The organism is Paraburkholderia humisilvae, assembly GCF_902859855.1.
Lineage (GTDB): Bacteria > Pseudomonadota > Gammaproteobacteria > Burkholderiales > Burkholderiaceae > Paraburkholderia > Paraburkholderia humisilvae.
Genome location: NZ_CADIKH010000002.1, coordinates 268,768 through 288,360 on the forward strand (window position 1 = coordinate 268,768; position 19,593 = coordinate 288,360).

A 19,593-nucleotide genomic window follows, 5' to 3' on the forward strand; every position below is an offset into this window, starting at 1 on the left:
CTGGCGTCTGAACCTTATCCGCGAAACCGCTGACAGCATGGCCCGAACTCCGTCATCCCGTCCCGCCAGCCCCTCCGCGCCGAGCGCTCCCGCCGAGCGTGCGTTGTGGCTGCGCGAGCAGCTCGAACGCGCAAACTACGCGTACTACGTGCTTGACCAGCCGGAGCTGCCCGACGCGGAGTACGACAAGCTGTTCAAGGAACTGGAGCAGATTGAAGCCGGGCACCCGGAGCTGATCACGCCTGATTCGCCGACGCAGCGCGTCGGCGGCGAAGTCGCGAGCGGCTTCGAGCCCGTCGTGCACGACATGCCGATGCTGTCGCTGAACAACGGCTTTGCCGATGACGACATCGTCGCGTTCGACAAGCGGGTGTCCGATGCGCTCGGCCATACACCGGTCGACTTTGCGTGCGAGCTGAAGTTTGACGGGCTTGCAATTTCGCTGCGCTACGTGGACGGCAGGTTCGTGCAGGCCGCGACGCGTGGCGACGGCGCGACCGGCGAGAACGTCACCGAAAATGTCCGCACGATCCGTTCGATTCCGCTGACGCTCAAAGGCAAACGCGTGCCGAAGGTGCTCGATGTGCGCGGCGAAGTGCTGATGTTCAAGCGCGACTTCGAACGGTTGAACGAACGGCAGCGCGAGGCTGCGCATCGCGAGTTCGCCAATCCGCGTAACGCGGCCGCGGGCAGCTTGCGGCAGTTGGACCCGAAGATCACCGCGCAGCGGCCGCTGTCGTTTTTCGCGTATGGGATCGGCGTGCTGGAAGGAGAACCGATGCCCGACACGCATAACGCGCTGCTCGACTGGTATCACGAGATGGGCTTGCCGGTGAACAGCCAGCGTGCGGTTGTGCAAGGGGCGGACGGGCTCCTCGGGTTCTTCCGCAAAGTCGGTGAGAAGCGCGATGCGCTGCCGTACGACATCGACGGTGTGGTGTACAAGGTCAACCGCCGCGACGAGCAGGATGCGCTCGGTTTCGTGTCGCGCGCGCCGCGCTTTGCGTTGGCGCACAAGTTCCCCGCGCAGGAAGCGCTGACGAGGCTCGTCGCGATCGACGTGCAGGTCGGCCGCACCGGCGCGATCACACCGGTTGCGCGGCTCGAACCGGTGTTTGTCGGCGGTGCGACGGTCACCAACGCGACGCTGCACAACGAGGATGAGGTGCGCCGCAAGGACATCCGCATCGGCGATACGGTGATCGTGCGCCGCGCGGGCGATGTCATTCCCGAAGTGGTCGGCGCGCTTGTCGAGCGGCGTCCGGCCGACGCAAAAGAGTTCGTGATGCCGGGCACGTGCCCGGTGTGCGGCTCGGCGATTGAGCGGCTCCCCGACGAAGCGATCGCGCGTTGCACCGGCGGCCTTTTCTGTCCCGCGCAGCGCAAGCAGGCGCTGTGGCACTTCGCGCAGCGCCGCGCGCTCGATATCGACGGGCTCGGTGAAAAGATCATCGACCAGCTGGTCGAGCAGAACCTTGTCCGCACGCCCGCGGACCTGTTCAATCTCGGCTTCGCGACGCTCGCCGCGCTGGACCGGTTCGCGGACAAGTCCGCGCAGAACCTGCTCGACTCACTGGAAAAAGCCAAGCATACGACGCTCGCGCGTTTCATCTATGCGCTTGGTATCCGGCATGTCGGCGAGTCCACCGCCAAAGATCTGGCCAAACATTTCGGTGCGCTCACTCCCATCATGGCGGCGAGCGTCGAAGAACTGCTCGAGGTGAACGACGTGGGTCCGGTTGTCGCCGAGGCGATCCGTCAGTTCTTCGCCGAGGAGCACAACTGTACGGTTATCGAGCAACTTCGCGCGCCGGGTCGGGTAACGTGGACCGAGGGGCCGCCCGCGCCGAAAGCACCGCACGGCGCGCTGGCCGGCAAGACGATCGTGCTGACCGGCACGCTGCCCAATCTGGCACGCGAAGAGGCAAAGGAAATGCTCGAGGCGGCCGGCGCGAAAGTGGCGGGCTCGGTGTCGAAGAAGACCGACTACGTGGTGGCCGGCGCGGAAGCGGGCAGCAAGCTCGCGAAAGCAGAGGAACTCGGCATCCCTATACTCGACGAAGACGGTATGCGCAAGCTTCTGGAGAGGCAGACAATATGATTCGCGAAATTCTGAAGATGGGCGATCCCCGCCTTTTGCGGATTGCTCATCCCGTTGACCATTTCGATACGCCCGAACTGCACGAGCTGATCAAGGACATGTTCGAGACGATGCACGACGCAAATGGCGCAGGGCTGGCCGCGCCACAGATCGGCGTCGATCTGCAGGTCGTGATTTTCGGTTTCGGGCACAACGAACGCTATCCGGATGCGCCGTCGGTGCCTGAAACAGTGCTGATCAATCCGACCATCACACCGGTGTCGCAGGACATGGAGGAGGGCTGGGAAGGCTGCCTGTCGGTACCGGGGCTGCGCGGTGTCGTGAACCGGTTCTCGATGATCCGATACCACGGCTTCGACCAGTTCGGCAAACCGATCGACCGCGTCGCGGAGGGTTTTCATGCGCGCGTCGTCCAGCACGAATGCGACCACCTGATCGGCAAACTGTACCCGATGCGAATTACCGACTTTTCGAAGTTCGGCTTTACGGAAATTCTTTTCCCGGATCTCGATCCGCGCAGCGACGATTGAACGTCGCGCGCGGGTGCGTGGTTCGCACGCGGCGTTGCAAAAGGCAAAAGCCCATGTCGCAGAAACGGCATGGGCTTTTAGTTAAAGCAACAAAACGATGTTGTTAGCAGCGGACGGCAGGCGTTTTGGCGCCAGCGGCCGCTGTGCGTTCAGAACGCCTCGTCGGCAGAAAGATACCGCCACTGGCCCTGCGGCAGCGCACCGAGTGCAACCCGGCCCATGCGCACCCGCTTTAACCCGACCACGTGCAGCCCAACCAGTTCGCACATCCGTCGGATCTGGCGTTTCTTTCCTTCACGCAACACGAAACGCAGTTGCTCGCCGTTCTGCCAGCTGACCTGCGCGGATTTGAGCGGGATACCGTCCAGCTCGAGGCCGTGCCGCAACTGCGCGAGACTCTCGGGCGGAAAGTGCTGTTCGACGTCGGTCTCCACGTCGCCGTACGTGACGCGCACCAGGTACTCCTTGTCGACTTCCGAATGGCCGCCGATGAGCTGCTTCGCAACGCGGCCATCCTGTGTCAGAACGAGCAGCCCGGTCGAATCGATATCGAGGCGCCCGGCGGGCGCGAGCTGGCGCAGATGCGCGACGGAAAAACGGATGTCGCTACGGTCGCCTTCCCAGCGGTTGTCCGGCGTGACCAGCGTGATGGCCGGCTGGTAGCCGTCCTCCGCCTGTCCCGACACGTAGCCCACCGGCTTGTGCAGCAGAATTGTCACCTGGCGCGCCTGCGCGGCTTCGGCGGCCGGGTCGATGTCGATGCGCACGTCGGGCCGCACGCGCGTGCCAAGCGTGTCGATCCGCTCGCCGTCGACGGACACCCAGCCCTTTTCAATCCATTCGTCCGCTTCGCGGCGTGAGCACAGGCCGAGCTCGGACATCAGCTTGGACAGGCGCAGCATACCGGGCGCGTCGATGCGCTCGCGGCGGGGAGCACGCTCGCCGGTGCTGGCTGGCGGCGGGTTTGCCTTGCGCGCGGGCTTTGCAGTCTTGCCGGCGTTGCCGCGCGGGTGGGCGCCCTGCGCCGCGCGTGGCGGGCGTTCGTCGCGCGTAAAGCGCTCCTGCCGCTCCGCATAGGACCCTTTGACTGGCTGTGCGTAAGTCCGCTCGCCGCGACTGGGCGATTCGGCCACTGACTTTGCAGGCCGGCCGCGCGTGGACGACAGGCCGTCGGCATCGCGCGGCGCGCGAGCACGGGGCGGCGTAGTCGGGTCTGCCGACGGGCGCGAGCGGTAAGGCGTGTCCGCAGCACGCGTCGATCGTTTCGTTTCGTCCGTGCCGCGGGAGTTGCGAGTGTCGCGAGTGTCGCGCGTATCGCGATAAGGACGGCGTGGCGGCGCGTCCTCCGCCAGACGGGACGGGCGTTCGCCGTCGCGGCCGCGGGGGTCGCGCTTGTCGCCGGTCGAGCTGCCTTCACCGCGTCGTGTCGCAGCTGTGCTTGTCGACGAACCGCGGGTCGCACGTTCGCCGCCGGGCCGGCGTTGCTGGCCGTCTTTGTCGGCTCGAGCGCGTACCGCTTGGCGCGCTGTGCTCCCCGATCCCGTCGAGCCGGAGCGGGGCGCGCGTTCGGCCGTTGGCCGGCGTTGCGTCCCTGCCGTGTCACCTCGGTCACCGCGATCAGCGCGATCAGTGCGATCAGCGCGATCAGTGCGATCAGTGCGATCAGTGCGATCAGTGCGATCACTGCGGCCGCGCGCAACGGGCCGGTCAGCGGCGCGTGGTGTCCGAGCGGCGCGTTCCGGGCCCGCGTCGCCGGTATCGCGGGCAAACGCGGGCGCGCGCCTTTCTCCGCTCGCGCTGCCACTGTTGCCGGGTTTCATGTCACCACTGCGTCGCGCTGCGCGCGGCGCTTCCTTCGCCCCGCCGGAGGGCGAGGCCGACCTCGCTTTGCCGCCCGTCGCGTCGACGGGTTTCCCCGCCGGCTTGACCGGGGCCTTGCGCACCGGCTTGCGCGCGACCGCGCTGCCGGAGCGTACCGGCGCGCGCTCGGCTGAAGCCGGCCGCGGATGCTTGGCTGTTAATTTGACTCGCATAAAGTTTGAAACTGGGCTCACACTGCGATCGCGCGCAGCAATTCGGTTTCGACCTGGATTTGACGCCGGTTGTCGGAGAGGCCGTGCCCGTCAAGCAGGAACACGTCCTCGACGCGTTCGCCAAGCGTATTGATCCGCGCCGCATGGACGCCGACCCGGTGCTCGGCCAGCACGCGCGCGATCGAATAAAGGAGGCCTGGCCGGTCGTTCGCGGACACGGACAGGATGTAGTACTGACCGCGTTCGTCGGCCCTGAGGTCGACGCGCGGCGTAATCGGGAAGGTGCGCGACAGGCGCGAGAGCCGTCCCTTCGACGGCTCGGGCAGCGTGCTGGCGGCGGCGAGGCGAATCGCCAGCTCCTGCTCGACAAGATTCGCGATGTCGCGATAGTGAACGTCATGCTCGGTATGCGCAACGATAAAGTTGTCGAGCGCGTAGCCGTGCTGCGTCGTGCTGACGCGCGCATCCAGCACCGACAGGCCGTTGCGGTCGAAATACGCGCAGATGCCGGCGAACAGGTCGGGGCGGTCCTTCACATAGACGAGCACCTGCAGCGCCTCGCCGATCGGCGACGGCCGCGCGCGCACGATCGGCGTGTCGGTCTCGACATGGCGATACAGCACACGCGTCTGCCATGCAATATCGGCCGCGTCGTGGCGCAGGAAATAGCCGACGTCGAGCTTGTCCCACAGCACCTTGTGCGCGTATTCAGGCACGGTTTCAAGTCGTAGCAGCGCGAGTGCTTCCTCCTTGCGCATCTTCATTTCTGAATGCGCATCGGGTTTCGCGCCGCCGAGCACCGACAGCGTCACGCGGTACAGGTCTTCGAGCAGCTTGCCTTTCCAGGTGTTCCAGACTTTCGGGCTGGTGCCGCGGATGTCGGCGACCGTCAGCAGATAGAGCGCGGTCAGCCGCCGCTCGTCGCCGACCAGCTCGGCAAATCGCTTGATGACTTCGAGGTCGCTCGTATCCTGCTTCTGCGCGACCTGGCTCATCGTCAAATGGTGTTCGACAAGCCACACGACGAGCGCGTTGTCCTCGGCGGGAATGCCGTGCTCGCGGCAGAAGCGTCGCGCGTCGGCCATGCCGAGCTTCGAATGGTCGCCGCCGCGGCCCTTCGCGATGTCGTGAAAGAGCGCCGCGACATACAGTACCCACGGCCGCTCGAAATTGGTGATGAGCTGACTGCAGAACGGATATTCGTGCGCATGCTCGGCGATCGCGAAGCGGCGCAGATTGCGCAGCACCATCAGGATGTGCTGATCGACCGTATACACGTGATACAGGTCGTGCTGCATCTGCCCGACGATGCGGCGGAAATTCAGCAGATAGCGGCCGAGCACACTCGTCTGGTTCATCAGACGGAACGCATGGGTGATGCCGGCCGGCTGCTTCAGGATGGCCATGAACAGACGCCGGTTCTCCGGGTCGCGCCGCCAGTGCTGATCCATCTTGTCGCGCGCGTTGTACAGCGCGCGCAGCGTGCGCGCCGACAGGCCCTTCACGCCGGGCGTCTCTTCGTACAGCAGGAACGCTTCGAGAATCGCGCTCGGATGGCGTTCGAAGACGTCGTCGGACGTGATTTCGAGCATGCCCTGCTTTTCGACGAAGCGCTCCGAAATGACTCGCGTAATGCCGCTCGTGCTCGGGAACAATTGCGCTTCGATGTTCTGGATCAGGATTGTCGCGAGCTGGGTGACCGCCTTCGCGGCCCAGTAGTAGCGGCGCATCAACTGCTCGCTTGCCCGTCGGGTCGCGCTCGCCTTGTAGCCGAAGCTCTCGGCAAGCGGATTCTGCAGGTCGAACACGAGGATGTCCTGACGGCGTCCCGCCAGAATGTGCAGACGGGCACGCAGCGTCTTCAGAAACGCCTCGTTGCGCCGCAACTCGCGCGCCTCGCGCGACGTAATCAGCCCGCGCGCCTCCAGTTCGCGCCAGCTGCTGCCAAAGCCCGCGGCGCGTGTGACCCACAGGATCAGCTGCAAGTCGCGCAGGCCGCCCGGACTTTCCTTCACGTTGGGCTCGAGCGCGTACGGCGTGTCCTGAAACTTCGCGTGCCGCTGGCGCATTTCCAGTACTTTCGCCTGGAAGAACGCGCGCGGATCGAGCGCATCCTGATACCGTAGCGCAAAGCTTTCAAAGACCGCCGTGTTGCCGCAAATGCGCCGAGCTTCCAGCAGCGATGTCCGTACGGTCACGTCGTTGGCGGCTTCCTCGATGCACTGCGACACGGTGCGCACACTGCTGCCAAGTTCGAGGCCCAGATCCCACGCCAGCCCGATGAATTTCTCGATGCATGCCTCGCTGTTCGGCAGCGGCGTGTCGGGCAGCAGCACCAGGATGTCGATGTCCGAATGCGGCGCAAGCTCGCCGCGCCCGTAGCCGCCCACCGCGACGAGCGCAAACGACGCGGACAGCTCGCACGCGGACCACGCGCTCTTCAGCGCGTCGTCGGTGATGCGGGCGAGCGCGCGCATCGGCGCGTCGACGTTGGCCGCCGTCTTGAAGCGCTCCAGCAACGGATTCTTGGCCATCTTGTAGTCCGCCTTCAGCGACGTGGCTTCGGAATGGGCGGCTAAAACGCTACTCATAGGCGGGCGAGTGGGTGGCGGTGTGCAATCAGGCGGTGGTGGCGGCGGCCACGATCTGCGGACGCTCGGGAGTACCGGCGGAAACGGTCAGCACTTCGTAGCCGGTCGCGGTGACGAGAATCGTATGTTCCCATTGCGCGGACAGGCTGCGGTCTTTCGTCTTGACGGTCCACTGGTCGGGCATCGTGCGGATGTCGCGACGGCCCGCGTTGATCATCGGCTCGATCGTGAAGATCATGCCGGGTTCGAGCTGGATGCCGGTGCCGGGACGGCCGTAGTGCAGCACCTGCGGCTCGTCGTGAAACACGGTGCCAATGCCGTGTCCGCAATACTCGCGCACGACGCTATAGCCTTGTGCCTCCGCGTGCTTCTGGATCGCATGGCCGATGTCGCCGAGGTGGCCGCCCGGGCGCACCTGCTCGATGCCGAGCCACATGCATTCGTAAGTGGTCTGCACGAGCCGTTTCGCGAGAATCGACCCTTCGCCGACGATGAACATCCGGCTCGTGTCGCCAAAAAAGCCGTGCTTGATCACGGTCACGTCGATATTCAGCGTATCGCCGTTTTTCAGCACCTTGTCGCCGGGGATGCCGTGGCAGATCACGTCGTTGACCGACGTGCAAACCGATTTCGGATACGGCGGGTAGCCCGGCGGCTGATAGTTGAGCGGAGCGGGCACCGTGCCTTGCACGTTCACCATATATTCGTGGCACAGACGGTCCAGTTCGCCCGTTGTGACGCCGGCCTGCACGAACGGCGTGATGTGGTCGAGCACTTCGCTTGCGAGCCGGCCGGCAACGCGCATCTGCTCGATGTCCTGTTCGTTTCTGAGCGTAATAGCCATGGATGGGGCCTTCGGGTGTGGCCTATGTTGGCCAGATGCGGATTTATCGCCGGATTATCTCACCATCTTCCTGCTGCCGCAGGCTTTTGCAAGGTGGGTGCGCCGCGTGGCGGCCGGTTGGCGGCCGCCTGGCGGGTTGCCTGGTGGTTGCCTGGTGGTCCGGCGCTCAGGTGGCGGCCCGTTTTCTTCTGCACAGTCATGGTCCGTGCGAGCCGTTGTTTTGCGTGATCCTGCACCTTTTTTGACTGGCGCGACCGCTTTCCCGGTATGGCTTCGCAACGTGTGACGCAGGTTGAGTCATGCAACAGTCGCGTGCTATAATCTTCGGCTAAGTCGCTCGCCAAGTTTTTGTTTTTGCCCTTAAGCAACGCTTAAGGCAGGGCAGTGGAGACAGGACAGTGGCAAGCGGCTAACTCGCAAGCCGGCGCACCCAGGGTGTTCGCGGCGTCAGGTCTTCCCCAGGTCGATATCATGCGGCCAATGTGCGGCTGATGTGCGGTGCGGTAAAACGCGCAGTATGTCGGCCGATCGGGTTCAACCCGGGGTGAAGTCCGCGCCAAGGATACGGCAGCCGGCTTAAGACCCAACCCTCGCGGAGATTTTGTTCATGGCAGTTACCATGCGTCAGATGCTGGAAGCCGGTGTCCACTTTGGTCACCAGACGCGCTTCTGGAACCCCAAGATGGCCCCGTTCATTTTCGGCCATCGCAACAAGATTCACATCATCAACCTCGAAAAAACGCTGCCGATGTATAACGACGCGCTGAAGTATGTGCGTCAGCTGGCGGCGAATCGCGGCACGATCCTGTTCGTCGGCACGAAGCGCCAATCGCGCGACACGATCGCGGAAGCCGCGCAGCGCGCGGGCATGCCGTTCGTGAACGCACGCTGGCTCGGCGGCATGCTGACCAACTTCAAGACGCTGAAGGTATCGATCAAGCGCCTGAAGGACATGGAAGCAGCGGTTGAGGCGGGTGAGCTCGAGAAAATGAGCAAGAAGGAAGCGCTGCTGTTCGAACGCGAAATCGCGAAGCTGCAAAAGTCGATCGGCGGCGTGAAAGATATGGGCGGTATTCCGGACGCAATCTTCGTGGTCGACGTCGGCTACCACAAGATCGCCGTGACCGAAGCGAACAAGCTGGGCGTGCCGGTGATCGCGGTGGTCGATACGAACCACTCGCCGGAAGGCGTCGATTACGTGATCCCGGGCAACGATGACGCGAGCAAGGCCGTGACGCTGTATGCGCAAGGCGTGGCCGACGCGATCCTCGAAGGTCGTGCGAACGCGGTCAACGAAGTGGTGCAGGCAGCCCGTGGCGGCGATGACGGCGACGAGTTCGTCGAGGTCAACGGGGAGGCGTAACGCGACCCGGGTCCGGCAAAAAAGGGGGCTTGCTAGAGGCCCCCTTTTTTTAGCCCGCGGCCGTTGCATGCCGCACGCCTCGCACCGCGCCGTGGTGCGATCGGCCAGCGAGCGGGTGAGCGAATGCAGGCGGGGCAACAGGCAGCAATCAGGGTGAAAGCGTGGCGTACCGGGTAACGGCGATAACGGTGTGCGTCGCGCCAAATGGTTCTTCGCCGACGGCGGTGTGGCTCGCAGTGCGAAGCACGGCCGGCGGCGCGACAAGTACAGACTCAAGGAGCGAATGATGGCGGCAATTACCGCAAGCATGGTTGCAGAACTGCGCGCGAAGACCGATGCGCCGATGATGGAGTGCAAGAAGGCGCTGACCGAAGCGGAAGGCGACATGGCGCGTGCGGAAGAACTGCTGCGCGTGAAGCTCGGCAACAAGGCCAGCAAGGCCGCGTCGCGCGTGACGGCCGAAGGTGTGATCGCGTCGTATATCGGCGGCAACGCGGGCGCGCTCGTCGAGCTGAACTGCGAGACGGATTTCGTCTCGAAGAACGACGATTTCAACGCGTTCGCGAGGCAGGTCGCAGAACTGATCGCAACGAAGAACCCGGCTGACGTAGCGGCGCTGTCGGCGCTGCCGCTCAACGGCGAAACGGTCGACGCCGTGCGTCTCGCACTGGTCGGCAAGATCGGCGAGAACCTGTCGATTCGCCGTTTCGCGCGTTTCGAAACGCCGAACAAGCTGACGTCCTACCTGCACGGTACGCGCATCGGCGTGCTGGTCGAGTACACGGGCGCGGACGAGCAGGTCGGCAAGGACGTCGCGATGCATATCGCCGCGATGAAGCCGGTCTCGCTGTCGTCGAACGACGTGCCGGCCGATCTGATCGCCAAGGAGCGCAGCATCGCGGAACAGAAGGCGGCCGAATCGGGCAAGCCGGCGGAAATCGTCGCGAAGATGGTCGAAGGCAGCGTCCAGAAGTACCTGAAGGAAGTGTCGCTGCTGAACCAGCCGTTCGTGAAGAACGATAAGCAGACGATTGAGCAGATGCTGAAAGCGGCCGGCACCAGCGTGCAGAAATTCGCGCTGTTCGTGGTCGGCGAGGGCATCGAGAAGCGTCAGGACGACTTCGCGGCCGAAGTGGCTGCGCAGGTCGCTGCTGCAAAGCAGCAATAGGCGCTAAGGTAGCAGGCAGGTAGCAGACGGTTTCATTTTTTACGTTTCACGCTGCTGCACCGTTGTACCCGCGGCGACGGAGTGTGCCGCCGCGGTCGGCAGCGCTGCCGGACGGCCCGGCGCAAGGCAATCCGCGGTAGCGGGCGGGGGTGCGGGTCAGTGTGCGCGCCACCCGCGCCGCGCGCCTTGTCCAGACGGCCAATGAATTTGGCAGCGCTTGCCCGAACCAGCATTTCACCCCTACAGTTCCACGTTGTTGTCTACTGCGCGATCTGGATATCTCTATGCCCACTGCCTATAAACGCGTCCTCCTGAAACTCTCTGGCGAAGCCCTGATGGGCGACGATGCTTTCGGCATCAATCGCGCGACGATCGAAAGAATGGTGGCGGACGTGGCCGAGGTGGTGCGGCTCGGTACGCAACTGGCCGTCGTGATCGGCGGCGGCAACATTTTCCGCGGTGTCGCGGGCGGCGCGGCCGGCATGGACCGCGCGACCGCCGACTACATGGGCATGCTCGCGACGATGATGAACGCGCTTGCGCTGCAGGACGCGATGCGCCACGCGGGCATCGAGGCGCGCGTCCAGTCCGCGCTGCGGATGGATCAGGTGGTCGAGCCTTACATCCGGCCGCGCGCGATCCGTCAGCTCGAAGAAGGCAAGGTCGTGATTTTCGCGGCCGGCACCGGCAACCCGTTTTTTACGACCGACACCGCCGCTGCGTTGCGCGGCTCGGAAGTCGGGGCGGAAGTGGTGCTGAAGGCCACCAAGGTGGACGGCGTCTACTCGGCCGACCCACGCAAGGACCCGTCGGCCACACGCTATACGACGATCAGCTTCGATGAGGCAATTGGCCGCAACCTGCAGGTGATGGACGCGACCGCGTTCGCGCTGTGTCGCGATCAGAAGCTGCCGATCCGGGTGTTTTCGATCGTCAAGCCGGGGGCGTTGAAGCGCATCGTGCAGGGCGAAGACGAAGGCACCCTCGTGCACGTGTAAACTCTTTGTCACATCAGCTGGGCTCGAGCGCGAGCCCAGGCCGCGGCTTTTCGTCTGCTGGCCGGCTCGCATCGTTTTGAAGGTTCGGAGGTTTAATCATGTCTGTGGCTGACATCAAGAAAGGCGCTGAACAGAAAATGCAGCGCTCGATCGACGCGTTCAAAAACGACCTGTCGAAGATCCGCACGGGCCGTGCGCACACGGGGCTGCTCGACCACATCCAGGTCGACTATTACGGTTCGCCCGTGCCGATTTCGCAGGTCGCGAACCTGACACTCGTCGACGCGCGCACGATCGGCGTGCAGCCGTGGGAGAAGAAGATGGTCACGGTGGTCGAAAAGGCCATTCGCGAATCGGACCTGGGTCTGAACCCGGCGGCGCAGGGCGACCTGATCCGCGTGCCGATGCCGGCGCTGACCGAAGAGCGCCGCCGCGAGCTCACCAAGGTCGTCAAGAGCGAAGGCGAAACGGCGAAGATTGCGGTGCGCAATCTGCGCCGCGACGCGAACGAGCAACTGAAAAAACTCGTAAAAGACAAAGAGATTTCCGAAGACGATGAGCGCCGCGCCGGTGACGACGTGCAGAAGCTGACGGACAAATACGTCGCGGAAATCGACAAACTCGTGCAGACGAAAGAAGCCGAGATCATGACGGTCTGATGCCGCGCGGCATTGGCGCCTTCAAGTCTTTACTTCTTTATTTGCAGAGTCACTTCCCGACGGCCATGACCTATACCAGTTCAACCGTTCTCGTACCTGATGTCTCGGCTGTGCCGCGTCACATCGCGATCATCATGGACGGCAACGGCCGTTGGGCGACACAGCGCCGGCTGCCACGCGTGGCCGGCCACTCGCGCGGCGTCGATGCGGTGCGCGCGACGGTCGAAGCGTGCGCGCGACGCGGCGTCGAATACCTGACGCTTTTTGCGTTCAGTTCCGAAAACTGGCGACGACCGGAAGATGAAGTCTCGTTCCTGATGCGCCTGTTTGTCACGGCGCTTGAGCGCGAGATCGGCAAGCTGCACGCGAACGGCATCAGGTTGCGTGTGGTCGGCGATCTGTCGGCGTTCGACCGGCGTATCCAGGACCTGATCCGGCGCGCCGAAACCAAGACTGCACGCAATACACGACTCACGCTGACGATCGCCGCGAACTACGGCGGCCGCTGGGACATCATGCAAGCCACCCGCAAGCTCGTCGAACAGGCGGCGCTGACGGGCCATCCGGTCGAGGTCAGTGAGGAAGCGTTCGGCGAGCATCTCGCGATGGGGTACGCGCCGGAGCCGGACCTCTTTATCCGCACCGGCGGCGAGCAGCGTATCAGCAACTTCCTGCTGTGGCAGCTCGCGTATACCGAGTTTTATTTCACCGATACGTTCTGGCCGGATTTCGACGCCGATTCGCTCGGTCACGCGATCGCGTCGTATGCCGAGCGGGAGCGCCGCTTTGGGCGCACCAGCGCTCAACTCGACACGCAGTCGCCGCAGTCGCAGAACGCCGATTCGCTTTCATGCTAAAGACCCGTGTCATCACGGCGATCGTTCTGCTGGCCGTGCTATTGCCGGTCACGCTGTTTGCGCCGATCGGCGCATTCGGCGCGCTGATCGCATTCGTTGTCGTATTTGCCGCGTGGGAGTGGGCGCGGCTGTTGAAGCTGAGTGGCACCGGGCCGGTTATCTACGCGATCGTCGCGGCGCTTGCGCTGGTCGCGAGCACGAAACTGGGCGTCGGGTATGTTGCGCCGCGGCCGCTTTTCGAGGCAGCCGCGATTTTCTGGGTGCTGGTCGGCCCGTTTGCGCTGATCCGCAAGCCGGTGCTGGCCGAAGGCGGCTGGCGCGTGTTCCTGCTCGCCGCGGGTATCGTCGCGTTTGCCGCCTGCTGGCACGCGTTGGTGGCCGCGCGTGCGACCGGTGTCGCCTTTGTGCTTTCCCTGCTGCTGGTGGTATGGCTGGCGGATATCGGCGCATACTTTGCCGGTAAGGCTTTCGGCAGGCACAAGCTGGCGCCGGCAATCAGCCCCGGCAAGACCTGGGAGGGCGCGATCGGCGGCTGGCTCGTGGTGATCGTCGTGGCTTTCATCGCGGCGCTGACCGGCGCGTTCAAGCCGACCCTGTTTTTTACGCTGCTGGAACGCCTCGGTTCCATGCGTGCGCTAATCGCGTTGACGCTGCTGGTCGTGTTCAGCGTGGTTGGCGATCTGTTCGAGTCGATGTTAAAACGCCAGGCCGGCGTCAAGGATTCGAGCGGCCTGCTGCCGGGCCACGGCGGCGTGCTCGACCGCATCGACGCGTTGTTGCCCGTGCTGCCGCTCGCCATGCTGCTGCTCGGCTAGAGAAAGAGAGATGAAAAAACGATTGACCTTGCTCGGTTCCACGGGCTCGATTGGAGACAGCACGCTCGATGTGATTGCGCGGCATCCGGAGCGCTTTTCCATCTATGCGCTGACTGCGCACCGCAACGGCGACAAGCTCGTCGATCAATGCCTGCGCTTCCAGCCCGAAGTGGCGGTGGTCGGCGATGCGGCGACCGCGCAGCAGGTCGCTGACAAACTCCGCGCGGCCGGTTGCAAGACCGAGGTGTTGTACGGACCGCAAGCGCTCGTCGACGTGTCGAAGAGCGACAGCTGCGATACGGTGGTCGCGGCGATCGTCGGTGCCGCCGGTCTCGCGCCAGGTCTTGCTGCCGCTCGTGCCGGCAAGCGCATTCTGCTCGCGAACAAGGAAGCGCTCGTGATGTCGGGCGCCATCTTCATGAACGCGGTGCGCGATAACGGCGCGATCCTGCTGCCGGTCGACAGTGAACATAATGCGATCTTCCAGTGTCTGCCACGCGAAGCGGCGCTGCATGGCGGGGTCTCGAAGATCATTCTGACGGCGTCGGGTGGCCCATTTCGCACGCGCGAACCCGCAAGCCTTGTCGATGTAACGCCGGAAGAGGCGTGTAAGCATCCGAACTGGGTGATGGGGCGCAAGATTTCAGTCGATTCGGCAACGATGATGAACAAGGGCCTTGAGGTCATCGAAGCGCACTGGCTCTTCGGCCTCGCAGGCGATCGCATCGATGTGCTGATTCATCCGCAAAGCGTGATCCATTCGCTCGTGTCGTACACGGACGGGTCGGTGCTTGCGCAACTGGGCAATCCCGACATGCGTACGCCGATTGCCCATGCGCTCGCGTTTCCGGAGCGCGTCGAATCCGGCGTTGCGCCGCTCGATCTCGCGCAGATTGCGATGCTCTCGTTCGAAAAGCCCGATTACGCGCGCTTCCCGTGTCTCGCGCTCGCGGTGAAGGCACTCGCCGCCGGCGGCGTCGCTAGTGCGGCGCTCAATGCGGCCAATGAAATCGCCGTCGACGCGTTCCTGTCGCGCCGGATTGGTTTCACGGCCATCGCGCAAGTCGTCGACGCGGTGTTGAACGCGCTGCCGAACCGCGACGCGGCAAGCCTTGACGATGTGCTCGAAGCGGATGCCGCAGCGCGGCGCGCGGCATCGTCGATGATCGACACGCTGCCGGCGCTCGCGTAGCGCACGCAGCACGCCATTCAGTGAGGCGTCTATGAACCTGCTGACCGAAGTGCTCGCCTTCGTGGTTGCGATCGGCGTGCTGGTGGTCGTACACGAGTACGGCCACTACAGCGTCGCGCGCATGTGCGGCGTGAAGGTACTGCGTTTTTCGATAGGCTTCGGCAAACCGCTCGTGCAGTGGGTCAGCAAGAAAACCGGCACGCAATGGACCATTGCGATGCTGCCGCTCGGCGGCTACGTGAAGATGCTCGACGAGCGCGAAGAGGGCGCGCGCATTCCTGACGACGAACTCCGCTATGCGTTCAACCGGCAGTCGGTGAGCAAGCGCTTCGCGATTGTCGCGGCCGGCCCGATTGCCAATTTTCTGCTGGCAATCGTGCTGTTTGCCGCAGTGTTCGCAACCGGCGTAACGGAGCCTGCCGCGGTGGTCGCCGCGCCGGCGATGAATACGGCCGCCGCGCACGCCGGTTTCGAAGGCGGCGAGACGGTTAAGGCGGTGCGCGATGCGAGCGGCGGCGAGGCCGAGCCGGTGCGTTCATGGTCGGATTTGCGCTGGAAGCTGCTCGGCGCGGCGTTCGATCATCGCAATGTCGTGCTGTCCGCCAAGGACAAAAATGGCACGTTCGATTTTCCGCTGAGTCTCGAAAGCCTGTCCGACAAGGAAGTCGATGACAATTTCATGTCGAGCCTCGGCTTCGAGCCAGGCAGTGGCACGCTTTCGGTCGCCGCCGTGCAGGCGGGCAGCGCCGCGCAACGCGCGGGCCTCATGGCGGGCGACCGGCTGCGCGCAGTCGACGGCCGTCCCGCCGATAACGCGACCACGTTTATCAACTACATCAAGGCGCACGCAGGCAAGCCGATCACGCTGCAGATCGAGCGCGGCGCGCGCGTGACGCAATCCGGCACGCAGCCGGGCACGTTGCACACCATCACACTCGTGCCGGTCGTGCAGCGCGATGACGTGACCGGCGAGAACGTCGGCCGCATCGGCGCGGAACTCGCGACCCAGGTGCCGTCGATCGACGTGCGTTACGGACCGCTCGAGAGCCTGCGTCTCGGTGCGAATCGCACGTGGGAGCTCGGCGTGTATTCGATCCGGATGTTCGGCCGGATGATTATCGGCGAAGCATCGTTGAAGAATCTTTCAGGCCCGGTAACGATCGCGGACTATGCGGGCAAGAGCGCAAGGCTCGGACCATCAGCATTCCTGTCGTTCCTCGCGCTTGTCAGTATTAGTCTCGGCGTTCTCAACCTTTTACCAATTCCGGTATTGGACGGGGGGCATCTGTTATATTATTTGGTTGAAGCGGTTACCGGCAAAGCCGTATCCGATCGCTGGCAGATGGTTCTCCAACGAGCGGGACTTGCCTGCATCGTCGCCCTGTCGGCGATTGCGCTTTTCAACGATCTTGCACGTTTAATCCATTTTTAAAGGTGTCAGGCGGCGTTCGCGACGACCGTCGGACCTGATGCAGCTATAACACTGGGGAAGCACGTTGTTCAAACCTCATCGCATTGTTCCTAAAACAGTTGTAGCCGCGGCATTTGCCGCGCATGGGCTGGTTGCCCACGCAACGACACCCTTTGTGGTGCAAGACATTCGGATCGAGGGTTTGCAACGGGTCGAACCGGGTACCGTTTTCTCGTATCTGCCGATCAAGCAGGGCGATACGTTCACCGACGATAAAGCGTCCGAAGCCATTCGCGCGCTGTACGCCACGGGCTTCTTCAACGACGTCAAGATCGCGACCGAAGGCAATGTCGTGATCGTCCAGGTGGCCGAGCGTCCGGCCATCGGCACGATCGATTTCGCCGGCATTCACGAATTCGAGAAAGACAACCTGGTCAAGGCGCTACGTTCGGTCGGCCTGTCGCAAGGCCGGTACTACGACAAGGCACTGGTCGATAAAGCCGAGCAGGAACTGAAGCGCCAGTACCTGACGCGCGGCTTCTATGCGGCGGAAGTGACCACCACGGTCACGCCGATCGACCGCAACCGCGTCGGTCTGCTGTTCTCGGTGGTCGAAGGGCCGAACGCGAAGATCCGCCAGATCAACTTCATCGGCAACAAGGCGTTCAGCACGAGCACGCTGCGTGACGAAATGCAGCTGTCGACGCCGAACTGGTTTTCCTGGTACACGAAGAACGACCTGTATTCGAAGGAAAAGCTCACTGGCGACCTCGAAAACGTGCGCTCGTACTACCTGAATCGCGGCTATCTCGAGTTCAACATCGAGTCGACGCAGGTGTCGATCACGCCCGACAAGAAGGACATGTACCTGACGATCACGCTGCACGAGGGCGAGCCGTACACGATCTCAGGCATCAAACTGACCGGTAATCTGCTCGATCGCGAAGCCGAGCTGCAGAAGCTGATCAAGATCAAGCCGGGCGATCGTTTTTCGGCGGAAAAGCTGCAGGCGACCACGAAGGCGATCGTCGACAAGCTCGGTGAATACGGCTATGCGTTTGCCACCGTCAATGCGCTGCCGCAGATCGATCAGGAGCATCACACGGTCGACCTCACGTTGCAGGTGGATCCGAGCCGCCGCGTCTACGTGCGCCGCATCAATGTGACCGGCAACACGCGCACGCGCGACGAAGTCGTGCGCCGCGAAATGCGCCAGCTCGAAAGCTCGTGGTTCGATTCGAACCGCCTCGCGCTGTCGAAAGACCGCGTCAACCGTCTCGGCTACTTTACCGACGTCGACGTGACGACCGTGCCGGTCGAAGGCACGCCCGACCAGGTCGACGTCGATGTGAAGGTGACCGAGAAGCCGACCGGCGCGATTACGCTCGGCGCCGGTTTCTCGTCGACGGACAAGGTGGTGCTGTCGGCCGGTGTGTCGCAGGATAACGTGTTCGGTTCCGGCACCAGCCTGTCGGTCAACGTGAACACGGCGAAGACCTACCGCACATTGACGGTCACACAGGTCGATCCGTACTTCACGGTGGACGGCATCAAGCGGATCACGGACCTCTACTACCGCACGTACGAGCCGCTCTTCTATTCGACCGATTCGAGCTTCCGGATCGTCACGCTCGGCGGCGACCTGAAGTTCGGTATCCCGTTCTCCGAGGTCGATACGGTCTATTTCGGCGCGGGCTTCGAACAGAATACGCTCGACGTCGACGCGAATACGCCGCAGACCTACAAGAACTACGTGAATGACTTCGGCCGCGTATCGAATAACGTGCCGCTGACGATCGGCTGGTCGCGTGACAATCGCGACAGCGCACTGGTGCCGAGCCGCGGGTACTTCACGCAGGCGAACGCCGAATACGGCACGCCGATCGGCGGCACGCAGTACTACAAGGCGGACTTGTCGGCGCAGTACTATTACTCGTTTTCGCGCGGCTTCGTGATTGGCTTTAACGTGCAGGGCGGCTACGGTAACGGTATCGGCAATCCGTTCCCGATCTTCAAGAACTACTACGCGGGTGGTATCGGTTCGGTGCGTGGCTATGAGCCGAGCTCGCTGGGTCCGCGCGATACGACGACCAACGATCCGGTCGGCGGTAACAAGATGTTCGTCAGCAATATCGAGTTGACGTTCCCGCTGCCGGGTACGGGCTACGACCGCACGCTGCGCGTGTTCACGTTCCTCGATGCCGGTAACGTGTGGGGTGACCCGCGCCAGGGCGGCAACACGACGGTCGGCTCGAATGGTCTGCGCTATGGTTACGGTGTCGGTCTCGCATGGATTTCGCCGATCGGGCCGCTCAAGCTGAGCCTTGGTTTCCCGGTACAGAAGCACACGGGCGACCAGTACCAGAAATTCCAGTTCCAGATCGGGACGGCATTCTGATCGGACGAACGGCGACCCTTACAGTATCGAGAGGATGACTTTGCTAACCGGTATGATTTCGAAACGTGTGGCGTGTGCACTGGCGCTGGCCGTGACGCTCGGGGCGGGCGTCGTGCAAGCCGCGCAGGCGCAGGAAGCGCGTATCGCGGCGGTCAATTCCGACCGCATCCTGCGCGAGTCGGCAGCGGCGAAGGCGGCCCAGGCGAAGCTCGAAGCCGAGTTCGCAAAGCGCGACAAGGATCTGCAGGACATGGCGCAGCGTCTGAAGTCGATGTCCGATGCACTCGACAAGAACGGCGCAACGATGTCGCCGGTGGACCGCGCGCAGAAACAGCGCGATCTGTCGCAGCTCGATAGCGACTTCCAGCGCAAACAGCGTGAGTTCCGCGAAGATCTGAACCAGCGCCGCAATGAAGAGCTGGCCGCGGTGCTGGACCGTGCGAACAAGGTCATCAAACAGATCGCCGAGCAGCAGCACTACGATCTGATCGTGCAGGAAGCCGTCTATGTGAGTCCACGCATCGACATTACCGACCAGGTGTTGAAGGCGCTCGCCGCGCCGAACGCGACGAATTGAGCGAATCAGGCAAAGCAGCAACGTAGAAAAAGCAGCACGCCGATACCGAAGCCCTG

Annotated in this window: 15 protein-coding genes; 12 read left to right on the forward strand and 3 right to left on the reverse strand. The window is 63.4% G+C overall.

All coding sequences use genetic code 11. The features are described from left to right. Nucleotides 1-37 precede the first annotated feature (37 nt). Both ligA and def read left to right on the forward strand, forming a co-directional pair. Nucleotides 38-2,101 (forward strand): NAD-dependent DNA ligase LigA, encoded by a 2,064-nt coding sequence (ligA, locus tag HV796_RS02885; protein ID WP_175224943.1) that lies wholly within the window; start codon nt 38-40, stop codon nt 2,099-2,101. After that, nucleotides 2,098-2,631, forward strand: a complete 534-nt coding sequence (gene def / locus HV796_RS02890) for a peptide deformylase (protein WP_175224944.1) — start codon at nt 2,098-2,100, stop codon at nt 2,629-2,631. Before ligA ends, def begins: the two co-directional genes overlap by 4 nt. Nucleotides 2,632-2,780: 149 nt before the next feature. Here the strand turns inward: def and HV796_RS45630 are convergent, their stop codons facing one another. The 3 genes from HV796_RS45630 to map form a co-directional block, all read right to left on the reverse strand. Beyond that, on the reverse strand, nt 2,781-3,764 hold the full coding sequence (locus HV796_RS45630; protein ID WP_343052849.1) for a pseudouridine synthase: 984 nt from the start codon (nt 3,762-3,764) through the stop codon (nt 2,781-2,783). A gap of 917 nt (nt 3,765-4,681) precedes the next feature. Then, nucleotides 4,682-7,255 carry a [protein-PII] uridylyltransferase gene (locus HV796_RS02900; protein ID WP_175224946.1) on the reverse strand — a complete coding sequence of 858 codons (2,574 nt, stop codon included), beginning with the start codon at nt 7,253-7,255 and terminating at the stop codon, nt 4,682-4,684. A gap of 28 nt (nt 7,256-7,283) precedes the next feature. Further along, complete coding sequence (gene map, locus HV796_RS02905) at nt 7,284-8,099, reverse strand: type I methionyl aminopeptidase (protein ID WP_175224947.1); 816 nt, start codon at nt 8,097-8,099, stop codon at nt 7,284-7,286. A gap of 607 nt (nt 8,100-8,706) precedes the next feature. Between map and rpsB the strand changes: the two genes are divergently transcribed. From rpsB to HV796_RS02955, 10 genes are all read left to right on the forward strand, one after another. Then, complete coding sequence (rpsB, locus tag HV796_RS02910; protein ID WP_175224948.1) at nt 8,707-9,462, forward strand: 30S ribosomal protein S2; 756 nt, start codon at nt 8,707-8,709, stop codon at nt 9,460-9,462. Nucleotides 9,463-9,748: 286 nt separating this feature from the next. Then, nucleotides 9,749-10,630: a translation elongation factor Ts gene (tsf, locus tag HV796_RS02915; protein WP_175225021.1), complete on the forward strand. Its 882-nt coding sequence runs from the start codon at nt 9,749-9,751 to the stop codon at nt 10,628-10,630. 284 nt (nt 10,631-10,914) lie between these two features. Beyond that, the gene (gene pyrH / locus HV796_RS02920; protein WP_175224949.1) at nt 10,915-11,628 is read left to right on the forward strand and encodes a UMP kinase; all 714 of its coding nucleotides are present in this window, start codon (nt 10,915-10,917) and stop codon (nt 11,626-11,628) included. Between the two features lie 98 nt (nt 11,629-11,726). Then, a complete protein-coding gene (frr, locus tag HV796_RS02925; protein ID WP_175224950.1) occupies nt 11,727-12,287 on the forward strand; it encodes a ribosome recycling factor in 561 nt (186 codons plus the stop codon). Nucleotides 12,288-12,352: 65 nt separating this feature from the next. Further along, on the forward strand, nt 12,353-13,144 hold the full coding sequence (gene uppS, locus HV796_RS02930; protein ID WP_175224951.1) for a polyprenyl diphosphate synthase: 792 nt from the start codon (nt 12,353-12,355) through the stop codon (nt 13,142-13,144). Further along, nucleotides 13,138-13,959: a phosphatidate cytidylyltransferase gene (locus HV796_RS02935; RefSeq protein ID WP_175224952.1), complete on the forward strand. Its 822-nt coding sequence runs from the start codon at nt 13,138-13,140 to the stop codon at nt 13,957-13,959. The genes uppS and HV796_RS02935 overlap by 7 nt, the downstream gene beginning before the upstream one ends. A 10-nt stretch (nt 13,960-13,969) precedes the next feature. Then, a complete protein-coding gene (locus HV796_RS02940; RefSeq protein ID WP_175224953.1) occupies nt 13,970-15,151 on the forward strand; it encodes a 1-deoxy-D-xylulose-5-phosphate reductoisomerase in 1,182 nt (393 codons plus the stop codon). Between the two features lie 31 nt (nt 15,152-15,182). Next, a complete protein-coding gene (gene rseP, locus HV796_RS02945) occupies nt 15,183-16,583 on the forward strand; it encodes an RIP metalloprotease RseP (RefSeq protein ID WP_175224954.1) in 1,401 nt (466 codons plus the stop codon). A gap of 64 nt (nt 16,584-16,647) precedes the next feature. Further along, on the forward strand, nt 16,648-18,960 hold the full coding sequence (gene bamA / locus HV796_RS02950) for an outer membrane protein assembly factor BamA (RefSeq protein WP_175224955.1): 2,313 nt from the start codon (nt 16,648-16,650) through the stop codon (nt 18,958-18,960). Nucleotides 18,961-18,994: 34 nt separating this feature from the next. Continuing rightward, complete coding sequence (locus tag HV796_RS02955) at nt 18,995-19,537, forward strand: OmpH/Skp family outer membrane protein (protein ID WP_175224956.1); 543 nt, start codon at nt 18,995-18,997, stop codon at nt 19,535-19,537. Nucleotides 19,538-19,593: the final 56 nt, after the last annotated feature.

Excerpts from the sequence above, each read along its gene's own strand:
- HV796_RS02955 (WP_175224956.1), top strand. The coding sequence starts at position 18,995 with ATGACTTTGCTAACCGGTATGATTTCGAAACGTGTGGCGTGTGCACTG.
- ligA (WP_175224943.1), top strand. The coding sequence starts at position 38 with ATGGCCCGAACTCCGTCATCCCGTCCCGCCAGCCCCTCCGCGCCGAGC.
- HV796_RS02935 (WP_175224952.1), top strand. The coding sequence starts at position 13,138 with ATGCTAAAGACCCGTGTCATCACGGCGATCGTTCTGCTGGCCGTGCTA.
- HV796_RS02900 (WP_175224946.1), bottom strand. The coding sequence starts at position 7,255 with ATGAGTAGCGTTTTAGCCGCCCATTCCGAAGCCACGTCGCTGAAGGCG.
- frr (WP_175224950.1), top strand. The coding sequence starts at position 11,727 with ATGTCTGTGGCTGACATCAAGAAAGGCGCTGAACAGAAAATGCAGCGC.
- map (WP_175224947.1), bottom strand. The coding sequence starts at position 8,099 with ATGGCTATTACGCTCAGAAACGAACAGGACATCGAGCAGATGCGCGTT.
- rpsB (WP_175224948.1), top strand. The coding sequence starts at position 8,707 with ATGGCAGTTACCATGCGTCAGATGCTGGAAGCCGGTGTCCACTTTGGT.
- HV796_RS02940 (WP_175224953.1), top strand. The coding sequence starts at position 13,970 with ATGAAAAAACGATTGACCTTGCTCGGTTCCACGGGCTCGATTGGAGAC.
- rseP (WP_175224954.1), top strand. The coding sequence starts at position 15,183 with ATGAACCTGCTGACCGAAGTGCTCGCCTTCGTGGTTGCGATCGGCGTG.
- uppS (WP_175224951.1), top strand. The coding sequence starts at position 12,353 with ATGACCTATACCAGTTCAACCGTTCTCGTACCTGATGTCTCGGCTGTG.
- tsf (WP_175225021.1), top strand. The coding sequence starts at position 9,749 with ATGGCGGCAATTACCGCAAGCATGGTTGCAGAACTGCGCGCGAAGACC.
- pyrH (WP_175224949.1), top strand. The coding sequence starts at position 10,915 with ATGCCCACTGCCTATAAACGCGTCCTCCTGAAACTCTCTGGCGAAGCC.
- def (WP_175224944.1), top strand. The coding sequence starts at position 2,098 with ATGATTCGCGAAATTCTGAAGATGGGCGATCCCCGCCTTTTGCGGATT.